Annotated in this window: 13 protein-coding genes; 6 read left to right on the top strand and 7 right to left on the bottom strand. The window is 29.8% G+C overall.

Annotation, left to right across the window (positions count from 1 at the left end; all coding sequences use genetic code 11):
• The first annotated feature begins 18 nt into the window (after positions 1-18).
• Entirely contained in the window at positions 19-1,371 is a 1,353-nt protein-coding gene (gene rimO, locus BTO07_RS05790; protein WP_087520334.1) for a 30S ribosomal protein S12 methylthiotransferase RimO, read from the top strand.
• A 50-nt stretch (positions 1,372-1,421) separates the two neighbouring features.
• On the top strand, positions 1,422-2,147 hold the full coding sequence (locus BTO07_RS05785) for a diphthine--ammonia ligase (RefSeq protein WP_087520333.1): 726 nt from the start codon (positions 1,422-1,424) through the stop codon (positions 2,145-2,147).
• A gap of 74 nt (positions 2,148-2,221) precedes the next feature.
• Here the strand turns inward: BTO07_RS05785 and BTO07_RS05780 are convergent, their stop codons facing one another.
• Together BTO07_RS05780 and BTO07_RS05775 are read right to left on the bottom strand one after the other, a co-directional pair.
• Positions 2,222-3,280, bottom strand: a complete 1,059-nt coding sequence (locus BTO07_RS05780; protein WP_087520332.1) for a lipase family protein — start codon at positions 3,278-3,280, stop codon at positions 2,222-2,224.
• 173 nt (positions 3,281-3,453) lie between these two features.
• Positions 3,454-5,931 carry a M14 family metallopeptidase gene (locus BTO07_RS05775; protein ID WP_087520331.1) on the bottom strand — a complete coding sequence of 826 codons (2,478 nt, stop codon included), beginning with the start codon at positions 5,929-5,931 and terminating at the stop codon, positions 3,454-3,456.
• A 134-nt stretch (positions 5,932-6,065) separates the two neighbouring features.
• Here BTO07_RS05775 and BTO07_RS05770 point away from each other — a divergent pair, with 134 nt between their 5' ends.
• The 4 genes from BTO07_RS05770 (at position 6,066) to BTO07_RS05755 (ending at position 10,040) form a co-directional block, all read left to right on the top strand.
• Entirely contained in the window at positions 6,066-6,728 is a 663-nt protein-coding gene (locus tag BTO07_RS05770; RefSeq protein WP_087520330.1) for a class I SAM-dependent methyltransferase, read from the top strand.
• Positions 6,729-6,734: 6 nt separating this feature from the next.
• Complete coding sequence (gene bshC, locus BTO07_RS05765) at positions 6,735-8,327, top strand: bacillithiol biosynthesis cysteine-adding enzyme BshC (protein ID WP_087520329.1); 1,593 nt, start codon at positions 6,735-6,737, stop codon at positions 8,325-8,327.
• Positions 8,327-9,181 (top strand): 23S rRNA (adenine(1618)-N(6))-methyltransferase RlmF, encoded by an 855-nt coding sequence (rlmF, locus tag BTO07_RS05760; protein WP_087520328.1) that lies wholly within the window; start codon positions 8,327-8,329, stop codon positions 9,179-9,181. Before bshC ends, rlmF begins: the two co-directional genes overlap by 1 nt.
• Before the next feature lie 349 nt (positions 9,182-9,530).
• Positions 9,531-10,040 (top strand): hypothetical protein, encoded by a 510-nt coding sequence (locus BTO07_RS05755; protein ID WP_157663295.1) that lies wholly within the window; start codon positions 9,531-9,533, stop codon positions 10,038-10,040.
• A 134-nt stretch (positions 10,041-10,174) separates the two neighbouring features.
• On the opposite strand, the gene BTO07_RS05750 is transcribed toward BTO07_RS05755, so the two are convergent.
• The 5 genes from BTO07_RS05750 to lpdA form a co-directional block, all read right to left on the bottom strand.
• Positions 10,175-11,368 (bottom strand): hypothetical protein, encoded by a 1,194-nt coding sequence (locus tag BTO07_RS05750; RefSeq protein ID WP_087520326.1) that lies wholly within the window; start codon positions 11,366-11,368, stop codon positions 10,175-10,177.
• A gap of 94 nt (positions 11,369-11,462) precedes the next feature.
• Entirely contained in the window at positions 11,463-12,065 is a 603-nt protein-coding gene (locus BTO07_RS05745) for a hypothetical protein (protein ID WP_087520325.1), read from the bottom strand.
• Between the two features lie 4 nt (positions 12,066-12,069).
• Positions 12,070-12,348 (bottom strand): hypothetical protein, encoded by a 279-nt coding sequence (locus tag BTO07_RS05740; RefSeq protein WP_087520324.1) that lies wholly within the window; start codon positions 12,346-12,348, stop codon positions 12,070-12,072.
• Between the two features lie 83 nt (positions 12,349-12,431).
• A complete protein-coding gene (locus tag BTO07_RS05735) occupies positions 12,432-12,806 on the bottom strand; it encodes a LysM peptidoglycan-binding domain-containing protein (protein WP_087520323.1) in 375 nt (124 codons plus the stop codon).
• A 127-nt stretch (positions 12,807-12,933) separates the two neighbouring features.
• Positions 12,934-14,322 (bottom strand): dihydrolipoyl dehydrogenase, encoded by a 1,389-nt coding sequence (lpdA, locus tag BTO07_RS05730; protein WP_087520322.1) that lies wholly within the window; start codon positions 14,320-14,322, stop codon positions 12,934-12,936.
• Positions 14,323-14,393 lie beyond the last annotated feature (71 nt).

Raw genomic sequence — 14,393 nt, 5'->3', positions numbered from 1 at the left:
CGCTTAAAACACTATATCATGCGTACAAAAACCATCAAAAAAAATAAAATTAACGTTGTTACTTTAGGTTGTTCTAAGAACATTTACGATTCAGAAGTTTTAATGGGACAATTAAAAGCCAATGGAAAAGAGGTGGTTCATGAAGATCCAGAAGATGATGGTAACATTGTTGTAATCAATACTTGTGGATTTATTGGTAAAGCAAAAGAAGAATCTATTGATACTATTTTGCATTATGCGAAAAGAAAAGAAGCAGGTGAAATTGATAAAGTTTTTGTTTCTGGTTGTTTAAGTGAACGTTATAAACCAGATTTAGAAAAAGAGATTACAAACGTAGATCAGTATTTTGGTACGCACGATTTACCAAACTTATTACAAGCATTAGAAGCAGATTATAAGCACGAATTAATTGGTGAGCGTTTAACAACAACACCAAAACATTATGCATATTTAAAAATTGCAGAAGGTTGTGATAGACCTTGTTCATTTTGTGCAATTCCTTTAATGAGAGGGAAACATGTTTCTACTCCGATTGAAGATATTGTTACTGAAGCAACAAAATTAGCAGCAAAAGGAATTAAAGAAGTAATGTTAATCGCACAAGATTTAACGTATTACGGATTAGATATTTACAAGAAAAGGTCTCTAGCAGATTTACTTGAAGCGTTGGCAAAGGTTGAAGGAATTGAATGGATTCGTATGCATTATGCTTTTCCTACAGGTTTTCCAATGGATGTTTTAGAAGTGATGAAGCGTGAGCCTAAAGTATGTAACTATTTAGATATTCCTTTACAACACATTAATACTGAGTTGTTAAAATCTATGAAACGTGGTACAACGCATGAGAAAACGACTGCGTTAATTCATAAATTTAGAGAAACAGTGCCAGAAATGGCAATTAGAACTACGCTAATTGTTGGGTATCCTGGAGAAACAGAAGAAATGTTTCAAGAATTAAAAGATTGGGTAGAAGAAATGCGTTTTGAACGTATGGGCGCTTTCGAATATTCTCATGAAGAAAATACTGGAGCGTATGTTTTAGAAGATGATGTACCTGCAGAAGTTAAGTTTCAGAGAGTAAATGAAATTATGGAAATTCAATCTCAAATTTCTTGGGAATTGAATCAAGCAAAAGTAGGTAAGACTTTTAGATGCTTGTTTGATAGAAAGGACGGAGAGTTTTTCTACGGAAGAACAGAATCTGATTCACCAGATGTAGATAATGATGTTATTGTAGATGCTAAAGAACATTATATTAAAGTAGGTGAGTTTATCGATATTGAGATTCATGAAGCTGGAGATTACGATTTATATGGAACGCCAGTTGTGAAACAAGAAAAGCCAATTCCTTTAAATCAGAAAAGAAAATAAATAATTAAAAATCCTGCTTTAAGTAGGATTTTTTTATACAAATTGTTGTTATGAAAAAAACGTATTTTAATTGGAGTTCTGGTAAGGATTCTGCATTGGCACTTTATAAAATTTTACAAGATGCTGATTATAATGTAGATTTATTAGTCACCACTGTAAACAAAGATTTTAATAGAGTTTCTATGCATGGTCTTAGAAATGAGTTGTTATTTAAGCAAGCTGAATCTATTGGAATCAACTTAAAAACGATTGAGTTTCCTGCGGATGTTACCATGAGTTTGTATTCTGAAATCATGAAAGAAGCCATGGATTCTTTGGTTGAAAAAGAATATTCTCATACTATTTTTGGTGATATTTTTCTGGAAGATTTAAAAGCATACAGAGAAACCAAATTAGCAGAAGTAAATATTAAAGGCGTGTATCCGCTTTGGAAAAGAGATACAAAAGAAATATTACAAGAATTTTTAGACTTAGGTTTTAAAGCAATTACTGTTTGTGTAAATGCAAAGTTGTTAGGCGAGGAGTTTGTAGGTAGGGTTATAGATGAACAATTTATAAAAGACTTACCAGAAAATGTAGATGTTTGTGGGGAAAATGGTGAGTTTCACACCTTTGTTTTTGATGGGCCTATTTTTAAGAATCCAATTGATTTTACTGTAGGCGAAAAAACGCTTCGTTCATACACTTTGCATGACAATGATGATGACAATTGTTATCAAGCTAAAAAAGAAGATGCAAGCCACGATACAAGTTTTTGGTATTGTGATTTGACTTAGTTTTAATTTCGAATCTTTTTATAAAATATAAAAACCCGATCTATTGATCGGGTTTTCTTATGTTTAAAGCTAATTTATTTAGTACTTCCTGTTTTTTCTTGTATTACTTTTGTCATATAATCGGTTATTTGAAACAATTCATTATAAGCTGTTGTATGTTGTTGTGCAGCTTCTGCTAAAAATTGTTTATAAGGATCTAAGCTATTATCTACCTTAATATATTCATGATCTAAAGGACTTCCATCACCTAACAATTGTGTGTATTCACCTCCTTGAGATTTTGTTAAGGCACGTTGTGTAACATTGGTAATAAAAGGAGTCTTTTCTATTCCAAAAGGAACATATATGCTTGGTATTTTCTTAAGTAAAGAATCTTTCCAAGCATGAGGAACAATATCACTTGTATTCCAAAATCTTACTGAATCTGTAGCCATTATTTCATTGTAATGTTCTGCAAAAACGGCGTCACCAGGTGTTGGACCAGCTGTAGACATACAAGAAACATTACTAGCATAATTAGGATTATAATTTATAGAAGCAGGATTTGAAAATTCATCATTAATATATAATGCAATAGAAGGTGATAAAGCACCACCTAAACTATGACCAGTAACTTTTATAGAATTTTTTTGGTTTAAAAGTGGGCTAATAAACTCTATAAAGCTTTTACCTGTGGAAGTATCTTTCATATTAAATAAAATATTTATCCCAGAATAAGTTCCTTTTGATATTTTACCATAATTAGTACTGTCTTTATTTAGAGTTATTTTATTCCATGCAACCATTTCATCAGCTTCAACAGCACAATCTTCAACTTTCCAATCATATAATGATTTAGGGTTGGTGCCTGCAATAGCAATAATATATTTTGTTGGATCATCTACAGAGTTGGCAATAAACATAGAGTTTTTTGAAATCCCTTTTAAACCAGTAGCAACTTGAGGTCCCCAAACAATTTTCCATTCACCTATATCTGAAATTATTCTCGGGTCAGTTAGAATTTCTTGTGTTTTCTTTTTTGTCCATTCTTCAATAGTTTCTGATGTTTGTGTTGGGTCATAATTAGAACTAATACTAGATAACATTGATAGGGAAAAAGTTACTCTTTGTTCTTTGCTAATTTGAGTTTTCATAAATCTATTTATTTTATACCAAAACTACCTTTTAAAGATAAGTATTTAACAGGTAGAAGTACTTGAAATAAAAATAGGATGCTTGTACCTTGATATAGAGCAGTTTACTTGTGGGATTGTAATAAAAAAAAACCACTCAAACGAGCGGGTTTTATGTTTTATATAAATATTATTTACTTCAATTTATCAGAATTTAAAAGGAAAACTGCATTGGCTACAAATAGTTTTCCGTTTTCCCAAAAAGATCTAAATAACGGATTGTCTACCATATAGATAATGCTTCCGTTTCCAATTTTTTCTTCACCAAATAATAAAGATTCAGGAACATTTTTTACAGCCATACTACCTGCATAACCAGAAATGTTTTTTGAATTTTCGTTAAAGTACCCAATATTATTTCCGTCTTTTAAATACTCGTAAGAAGTTCCGCTTAATTTTAATGAAAAATAGGTTTTATCATAACCAAAAGCCAAAGGATGTGTATTGTCTAAAGTGCTATTAAAAACACTCCCAGTAATTAAGTTTGCAACACTTTTACGCTCTCTATCTGCAAAGGGAGTTAAGTTTGCTTTTATCGAATCTTTTTTTGATTTTTTCTTTTTTAGAGAGAATTCTTTATTATCAGCAAAACTATTTAATGCATTTCCTATAGCAATTAATGTTCCACCAGAACGCGTCCATTTTTTTAATTTCTCTAATGTAGTTTTTGTTAATACTTTACGATAAGAACCGCTAGGTATTATAATTACATCGTATTTAGAATAGTCTAAATAACCAAAAGCATCAGAATTTATGTTGGTAATTGGGTATTGTAATTGAGTTTCAAAGAAATGCCAAACTTCACCAAAATTTAAAGAAGAAGTTCCTTTACCAGACAATACTGCAATTTTTTGTTGGTTGATAGGTTTTACAGAAGCTGAACCAAAATCTACTCCAGAAGATACAAATCCTGAATTTACAGCAGCCATTTCTCTTTGATGTTTGTTTGCGATATCTACTAATTTTACATCAAAATCATTATTTCGATTATCATTTCTTAGAATAATTAAAGTTCCTCTTTTATAAGATTTACCTGCGATAGAAAAAGGTTTTTCAGAAAAACGAGGTGTAATATCAGCTTTTAATAAAGCACCTAAAAAAGTAGCATCTTCTAAACTATTCCATTTAGAAATGTATGCATAGGCGTTTTTATCAATAGTATTGGTAATCAAATTTGTTTGGTTGCTTTTTGATGAACTTACCTTGTTTTTAGAAGCAATTGCTTTAAAGCCATGAGCGTAAGGTAAAGACCAAGAAGTAATATCGTAGGTTAAAGAATCTACTAACTGTGTTTTAGGTTCAAACAATACTTTTACCATTTTTCCTTTTGACTGATTTGTATGAATCACCAAATCGGCAGCAGAAACAGTCATTTTCTCATCTTTTTGAGTTGAATAATCATACCCTTTTACGGTTCCATTTTTAGTGTTTTCGTATTTAATTTCATGCGTATCTAATAATGCTTTTAAACGATTTGTTTTGTCTTCATTTTCGTTTTTTAACACATAACTCTTGTATTTAAAGTTATTGTTGTCAAAGAATTTCACGAATTCAGTATTTAATTTATCAGCATTATTTGAAGAAATTTCTACAGTAGATAAACCTGTTGTTAAATGATGTGTTGCTCTATCTTTTAAGGTTAATACTTCGCCTTCGTCCGTATTAATTCCTAATCCTGCCATTCCATGACCAGCTTGTTCGTAGGTCATGCCAATTGCACCCATATACGTTGGGTACGTGTCTCCATAACTTGGGTACAATAAATCGAAACTTTCTTTTGTAAAATATAACCAACCTTCTTTATCGAAATACTTCGCGTGATTTTTTCCTACTTCTACTTGAAAATCACGTTGCCAATCAGAAATAATTTCATGAAAAGGTGCTGCTGCAGGAGCAAAATAATAAGGACTATTTATGTATTGTTCGTGAAAATCTACATGAACATGTGGCATCCATTTGTTATAAATAGCAATTCTTTGTTCAGATTCTACTTGTGTAGCCCAAGCCCAATCTCTATTTAAATCGAATAAATAATGATTTGGTCTTCCAGAAGGCCAAGGTTCTACATGTTCTTTTCCTTTTTGATCTGTATTAAAAGGTGTACTTTTTACTTGATTGTACCAATTTACATAACGGTCTCTTCCATCAGGATTTAAACAAGGGTCTATAATAACAATTGTATTTTCTAACCAAGCTTTTTTTGTAGTTACTAATTCGTAAAGTGTTAACATAGCTGCTTCTGAACTAGAAGCTTCGTTACCATGAACGTTATAACTTAACCAAACGATGGCTTTCTTATTTTTAGCATTTCCAGAAATGATACCTGTTTGAGAAAGATTATTTTTTCTGATATTCTCTAAATCCGCAATATTTTCTTTTGAAGAAATGTAACTCACATACAAAGGTCTGTGCTCATTGGTTTCTCCATATTTTTCTAATTTCACATTAGATAAAGTACTGCTTACATATTTAAAATAGTCTACAACCTTATGATGTCTTGTAAAACGAGCACCAATTTCATATCCTAAAAACTCGGAAGGAGATTGTAAAGTTTGAGAAAATAAGCTTCCGATTGTTAAGAAAGCAGTGATAAAAAGGACTTTAATTTTCATAAAAATGCGTTTGGAAATCAAAAGTAAGAATATATTTTTTTGTTTTTCAGCAGATTGATTCATTATCTTGTTAAAACTTTGTTAGATTGAATATTGATTTACGACTTAACATCAAAATTTAGTATTTTTGATATATGACTACAAACGAAAGTGATTGTAAAATTACTGATCCAGACATCAATTATAAAAAACATTGGAATACCGCTTATTTAACTAATTCTACAGAAAAATTAGGTTGGTATGAAGAAAACTCAGAGCAAACTTTAGCGTTAATTAAAGAAACAAGAATCTCTAAAAGAGCTACAATTTTAAATGTAGGTTCAGGTTCATCTACGTTAATTGATAACTTATTAGAAGCAGGTTTTACCAATATCATTGCAAATGATCTTTCTGATGAATCTCTAGATTCTCTTAAAAACAGAGTTGGTGATAATAATGAAATTCAGTTTTTGGTTGATGATATCATAAGTCCAACTAAATTGAATGAATTAAAAAATATTGATTTATGGAATGATAGAGCAGTGCTACATTTCTTTTTAAAAGACGAAGAAACGTCAACATATTTTAACTTATTAAAGAAAGTTTTAAGTCCTAATGGGTTTGTTATTATCGCTGTTTTTGCAAAAAATGGAGCAGAAAAATGTTGTGGTTTACCGCTAAAAAGATATGATATAGATATGTTGCAAAAAGAGTTAGGAAAAGAGTTTGAACTCTTAAAAACGTTTAATTATACATTTGTAAATCCTTTTGGAGGAGAAAGACCTTATATTTACACACTGTTTCAAAGAAAGAATTAAAAAAGAATGAAAGTAACACATATTCCTTTTAAAAACACGGGATTTTTCTCTAAAACAATGTTAGATTATTTAGAGAAGAATGTAGAGATCCAACCTTTTTACAACAACTTTCCAGATATTTCTGGTTTCCATAATCAGATAGAAGAGAAGCAAAAATCATTTCGTTTACAATCGAGATTGGTGTTAGTTGATGCTTTAAGAAATCAGTATAAAGACTTTACCGTTTCTGAAAAAACGAATGATTATATTGATAGTTTAAAGAAACAAAATACCTTTACAGTAACTACTGGTCACCAATTAAACCTTTTTACTGGACCTTTATATTTCTTATATAAAATTCTTTCTACCATTAATTTGTGTGAAGAATTATCAGAAAAATTTCCTGAGCAAAATTTTGTTCCAATTTATTGGATGGCAACAGAAGATCATGATTTTGAAGAAATTAATTATTTTAATTTCGACGGTAAAAAAGTATTGTGGAATAGAGAAGATGGGGGAGCAGTAGGGAGATTTTCGACAGATGGTTTAGAAGACGTTTTTGATGTTTTTTCGAATCATTTAGGAAATTCTAGAAATGCAGCATTTATAAGAAACTTGTTTTCTGAAGGATATTTAAAACATAATAATTTAGCCGATGCAACGCGTTACATTGCAAATGAATTGTTTAGTGAATACGGTTTGGTCATTATTGATGGTGATGATGCTAATTTAAAGCAATTATTTAATCCGATTGTAAAAGACGAATTAGAAAACCAAACTTCTTTTAAAGCAGTTTCTAAAACAATTACAGCTTTAGAAAAAAACTATAAAATTCAAGTAAACCCAAGAGAGATTAATTTGTTTTATTTGGGTGATGATTTTAGAGAACGCATCATTTTTGAAGACGGAATTTATAAAGTTAACAATACAGCGATTACTTTTTCGAAAGCTGAAATTTTAAAAGAGGTTGATGAAAACCCGAAAGCTTTTTCGCCAAACGTAATTATGAGACCTTTGTATCAAGAAGTTATTTTACCAAACCTTTGTTATTTAGGTGGAGGAGGAGAAATGGCGTATTGGTTAGAGTTGAAGGATTATTTTGAAGAAGTTCAAATTCCTTTTCCTATTTTATTGTTACGTAATTCTGTTCAAGTCGTTTCTGAAAAACAAGTAAGTAAGCTTAAAAAGTTAAATATTTCTTTTGAAGAGCTGTTTTTAAAGCAATATGATTTATTGTCAAATAAAGTAATTGAAAACTCTGAGATTAAGGTTAACTTTGACGCCAAGATTCAGTTCTTAGAAAAGCAGTTTTTAGAATTGAAAGAAATTGCAAAACAAACCGATGTTTCTTTTGGAAATGCAGTAAATGCACAAGAAAGAAAACAAGTTAAAGGATTGCAAAATCTGCAAAAACGTTTGTTAAAAGCAGAGAAAAAAAGACAAAAAGATTTAGTTGATAGAATTACTCAACTTCAAAATGAAATTTTACCAAACCAAAGTTTAGAAGAGCGACAACGTAACTTTTCTGAATATTATTTAGAGTATGGTTCTTCATTTATAAAAGCGTTAAAAGGTGCTTTAAAACCTTTACAATTAGAGTTTACAGTACTAGAATTATAATGAAAGAAAAAGGCCTACACCCAAAGAATAATTTCAAAAATGGATATAATTTTGATGAGTTAATTGTCAAAAACCCAGCATTAAAAGAGTTTGTTGCTAAAAACGAGTTTGGTACTGTAACCATAGATTTTTCAAATCCAGAAGGAGTAAGAGAGCTTAATAAAGCTTTAATATGTTCTTTAGATAAAATTTCTAATTGGAATTTTCCTAAAGAAAATTTATGTCCTCCAATTCCAGGACGTTTAGATTATATTCATTATTTGGCAGATTTACTTTCATTTAAAGGTGAAGCTAAAATTTTAGATATCGGTACAGGAGCAACGTGTATTTATCCACTTTTAGGTGTTTCTGCTTACGATTGGAACTTCGTAGCAACAGACATCGATTTAGATTCTTTAGATATTGCTCAAGATATTATTGATGATAATAAATTGAGAGGAAAAATTGAATTACGTCAACAATTAAAAGAAGAAAATATTTTAAAAGGTATTATCGTTGATGGAGATTCTTTTACAGCTGTAATGTGTAATCCGCCTTTTTATAAATCGGCAGAAGAAGCACAAGGAGCAAATGGTAGAAAATCTAAAAATTTAGGAAACAACGCTGTTAGAAACTTTGCTGGTAACAATAACGAATTATGGTACATTGGTGGAGAAAAAGCCTTTTTACATAATTATTTATATGAAAGTTCTTTATACAGAACGTCTAGTAAATGGTTTACAAGTTTAGTTTCTAAGAAAGACAATGTAAAAAGTTTAGAAAAGTCATCTAAGAAATTAGGTGCTACTGAATTTAAAGTAATTCCGATGCAACAAGGAAATAAAGTAACTAGAATTGTAGCTTGGAAGTTTTAGATTGATATAATTATGAGGAAGAATAACGAAGTAATCTGTTTTTAAATAGATTGATTTAATCTTCACTATAAAAATTAATATAGGCACATAGAAAACAGAATTTTGTTTTTTATGTGCCTATTTTTATGTTGAAAATTTTGGAAGTAATTTTTAAAGAGTTCAAAACTAGAAATTAATTGACTAGTTGTCGTAAGCAATTTTAGAAACTCTCGAACTGAAACGACATTCACTCATTCAAAAGGTGTGTTTACTAAATTATAGTTTTTTAAAAGAACTGAAAAAATTACTTTCGATTGAAATAAATCGAATTATGAATAACCAAATAAGACTGATTTCAATAATGTTACTTATGATTTTCGTTTGTTCGTGTGCAACTCAAAAACCCACTTACCGAGCAAATAATTCTAAAAGGATTATAATTGTTGAGAATGACTCAATATTGAGGTATACCGAATTAATCGGTTGTTTAGGAAACTCAAATACTCTGAATTATAAAAAAGAAAATGGTTTATTAAAAGTGTCTGGAATTGCAGACACAAAACAAATAGGAATTTTTAGTCTTGCAACAGACTTATATGGTTCTGAATTAAAAATTGAAACGGATAGTTTGATCATAAAACGAACAGGAGAAATTTTTTACGAAGACAAGTTTTTAAAAACAAAAGCTGATCGAAAATTTCAAGAGTTTTATATTGTTTTAAACGACAAAGATAAAAAAATCAAGAAATCAAATTTTAAACGAATTTTAACTAATCTAGATTTAGAAAATTACACAAGTGTAGAAATGGACAAAGATGATGCTAAAAGAGAATACGGAATTGACAAAAAATATAAAACATTAAAATTAGTGCGGAAATAAGAACTGCCTAGAACAATGAGTGTAATTCATTGCTAGGCTTAGTAATTGTCCGACAATATTTCTTTATTTTTAAACCTGATTTCTAGTCCGAAAATACTACTGGATTTGTCGCGACGAAATTATACTCTAACCTGTTAGGGCACGTTTTTTATTTCTGGCAGCATTTTATTCAATTCAGAATATTTTTCTAAATTAACTAAACTATCTCTTACCTTAATTAATTGTTCAACAAGCATTATATTAACCTTGAGTGCTTGGTTTTCATTTATTCTTTCATAAAAATCAAGTTCTTTAGAATCATCTAATATAATTTTTGATTTATTTATCAATAGAATCTCTTCTCTTAAAATCTTAAAAAGTTCTTTTGTTTCATATGATTCACTTTTAAAATAATTAATTTGTTTTAAAATATCTATAGGCAATGCATATTGCCAATTAACTAAAGTTCGAGAATCACCGTTATACCTATATCTGTCTCTTGCTTTTAAATTATGAATGATAATTTTTTGAAGAATAATTGTATCAATTGATACTTTTTTATCTTCTGCAAAAGATTGTTTTATATTCCAAATCTGTCGAGTTGAACTCCAAGTTTTTCTTTTTTTAATAGCCTCTATCGCTTTATTATTAAATTTGATACCATATTCCTTTTTAGATTTAGATATTATGTCTTGAGTATATTTAAAAGAGTTTTTATATCTACTAAAGTATGTTTCATTAAGTATGTTTTGGTCTACCGTAATTGTTTTATTTAATATAAAAATTGTTATTAATGAGATGATTAGAGAAAATAATACCCATTTTCCAGTTCGATATACAAGTCTAACTAAAAACCAATTTTGAGTAAAAATTACAATTGGTATAAGAATGAATAAAATAGAATGTTCTTCATATAAGTTTATTGGATCATCATAAAAACTTGAAACTTTACCTAAAATCAAGAATAAAAAAAGACAACCTAATTGAGCTGTTAGAAATAAAACTAACCAAAAAAATAATTGAGTATTAGTTCTAACTTGTTGTTTATAAATTTTATGCTTTCTCTTTTTATTTACCGAAGTTCCCATCCAAACCCAAATAGTAATAGAAAGCCCTAAAACAGTAGAAAGAGAAGCAAAAAAATAATTGAAGAAGGCTAATTCTTTACTTTCAAAAATTAATAAATCTTCTGATAAACTTGTTAAACATCGTATAAGTTCTCTTGTTTTATTAAAGATTAAAGAGATTGTATTAGCGAATATAAAACCAGAGATGACTCCAAACCAAAAACGTCGCTTTCCTATATTCTGAATTGAAATTTCATCTTTTTTGAAGTCTATTTTTTTCATTCAATTTCTAATTCGTATTTTTAAAGGAATATGTTTTTACATATTATATTACAAACAGTGTAGAATTAACAACCCTGTTTTTTTTAAAGAATATCTAATTAAAAACGATATCTTCAATTTTATACTTTTTACAAATAAAATGTAAAATAGTATAGACTAACATATGCACAAATACCAAGCAGATAAAAGCATATAAAGGCACTCCAAATATTTGATAGGGCCAATAGTACGTCCAAACACCTAAGTAAATTGTAATGACTTCACCAAAAGCAGGCAGAATTAATGCCAATACAATTGCCAAAAGAATCTTGTTTTTCTGAGTTTGCGCTGTTAATAGAGGAATTAAATTTCGTTCTAATTTATATAAGTAATGAAAAGCTAACATCCACGCAAAAGGCAACCACAAAGGTAGCTCTCTTGTCACTTCATGATATTCCCAATACCCATTTGCAACTCCCCAAGTTTCACCAACAATTCCACCAAAACCAGTAAGTAACATACCCACTAGAAGCAACCAATTTTTATTTGTCCTTGGCTGAATGATTTCTTTGTAAATATTATGTACAATTTTCAGGATTAAGATTCCTGCAATTATAGCATCATATTCTTTTAAAACCCCAATAAGGATTCCTGCAATAATTAACTTAACAAGCGCTTTAAGTGTTTCTGTAAAAAACTTTTTTTTATATGTGATCAAAGTTCTAGTCTTGTTTTTTTAATTTTTGATATTTTTTTTCATAGATATTATAAGAAACATAATAGGTAAGTAGAAAATAAACACTAAAAATAGTAAGAAATTTAAATGCGAAGTTTAAGGTTAAAAAACCTTGTAAACTTTCTATTGCTTGAAAAACAATACTAAAAGGAATTGCAAAATAAAGACTTTGTAGAATAGCGTATTTAACTCTATTGCCTCTTTTAGTTTCCCAATATTTTATAATGCTATCGTTTTTTTGTTGTTGTTTTTCTGTAGGATTCATATCTTATTTTTATAAGATTCCAAATATAAAAAAAACCGAAGGAAATTCCTTCGGTTTTAAAACGCTTATTTTTTTATAATTTCCTATAAATTAGGAATTACTAACTCTTGTCCTACTTTAATAAGATTTGGGTTCTCTAAGATGCTTGTATTAGCATCAAAGATTGCAGTGTATTTCATTGCATTTCCATAATAATGTTTTGATATTTTAGCTAGGGTCTCTCCACTTTTTACAGTATGTTTAGCAAAAATAGAAGTATCAGCTACTTCAATATTTGTCATGATATCAGTAGGGTTTTCTCCACCGATTTCTTTTATCTTATCCCAGAGAAGGTTTTTTTCATATTGGTTTTTAGCTCTTCCTGTAACGTGTAAAACTCCATTTTCTTCTTTTACATTTCCATTCTCAATAGCTAACTCTTCTCCTAAATCTAATACTCCTTGATACTTTATTTTCATGCCTTTATTTATGATTTAGTTCAAAAATAAAAAAATCGAAGCTACTAGCTTCGGTTTTTCGATAAATGGTTCCATTTTATAGTTGAACACCCTTTTTTTCAATCAGAATGACAAATAAAAAAATATTCTACAAATGTATCACTTCATCATAAGCATCTGCAACTGCTTCCATAACAGCTTCACTCATAGTTGGGTGAGGGTGAATTGTTTTTAAAACTTCATGTCCTGTAGTTTCTAATTTACGTCCTAAAACTGCTTCAGCAATCATATCAGTTACTCCAGCACCAATCATATGACAACCTAACCATTCTCCGTATTTTGCATCAAAAATTACTTTTACAAAACCATCTGTAGTTCCAGCTGCTGTAGCTTTACCAGATGCAGAAAAAGGAAATTTACCAACTTTTAATTCGTAACCTGCTTCTTTTGCTTTTGCCTCAGTCATACCAACAGAAGCAATTTCTGGAGTAGCATATGTACAACCAGGAACGTTTCCATAATCAATTGGTTCTGTATGTAAACCAGCTAATTTCTCAACACAAGTAATTCCTTCTGCAGAAGCAACGTGTGCTAAAGCTTGTCCAGGAACCACATCTCCAATTGCATAATAACCAGGAATATTAGTTTGATAAAAATCATTTACTAAGATTTTATCTCTGTCAACAATAATTCCAACATCTTCTAAACCGATGTTTTCTATATTCGATTTAATTCCAACTGCCGATAATAAAATATCTGCTGTTAAAGTTACTTCTCCTTTTTTAGTTTTTACAGTAGCAACAACTCCTTCACCAGAAGTGTCAACAGATTCTACAGAAGAATTTGTCATTACTTTAATACCCGATTTTTTAATTGATTTTTCAAATTGCTTAGAAATATCAATATCTTCTACAGGTACTACATTTGGCATAAATTCTACAATAGTAACATCAGTTCCCATTGAGTTATAAAAGTGTGCAAACTCAACACCAATAGCACCAGAACCTACAACAATCATAGATTTTGGTTGCGTTGGTAAACTCATTGCTTTTCTATAACCAATTACTTTAACACCATCTTGTGGTAAGTTTGGTAATTCTCTAGAACGAGCACCAGTTGCAATAATAATATTGTCTGCACTATATTCAGTTACTGTACCATCAGTAGCAGTAACATCAACTTTTTTACCGTTTTTAATTTTTCCAAAACCGTCAATAATATCGATTTTGTTTTTCTTCATCAAGAAAGCAACACCTTTGCTCATTCCATCTGCAACACCACGACTTCTTTTAATAACAGCTTCAAAATCTTTATCAATTGCTTCCGCTTTTAAACCATATTGGTCTACATGTTTTAAATAATCGTAAACCTGAGCAGATTTCAACAATGCTTTTGTTGGGATACACCCCCAGTTTAAGCAAATTCCACCTAAGTTTTCTTTTTCTACAATGGCAACTTTAAAGCCTAATTGAGAAGCTCTAATCCCAGTTACATATCCTCCAGGTCCACTTCCAATAATAATGATGTCGTATTTCATAATTGTAATTTATCTATGTTGATGTTGTTCTTTTTTGGGCGTTTTAACAGGCTTTCCGTTCTATCTTTTGC

This window comes from Polaribacter sp. SA4-12, assembly GCF_002163675.1.
Taxonomy (GTDB): Bacteria; Bacteroidota; Bacteroidia; order Flavobacteriales; family Flavobacteriaceae; genus Polaribacter.
The sequence above is the reverse complement of the archived record's forward strand: the minus strand, read 5'-3'. Positions and strand labels throughout refer to the sequence as shown.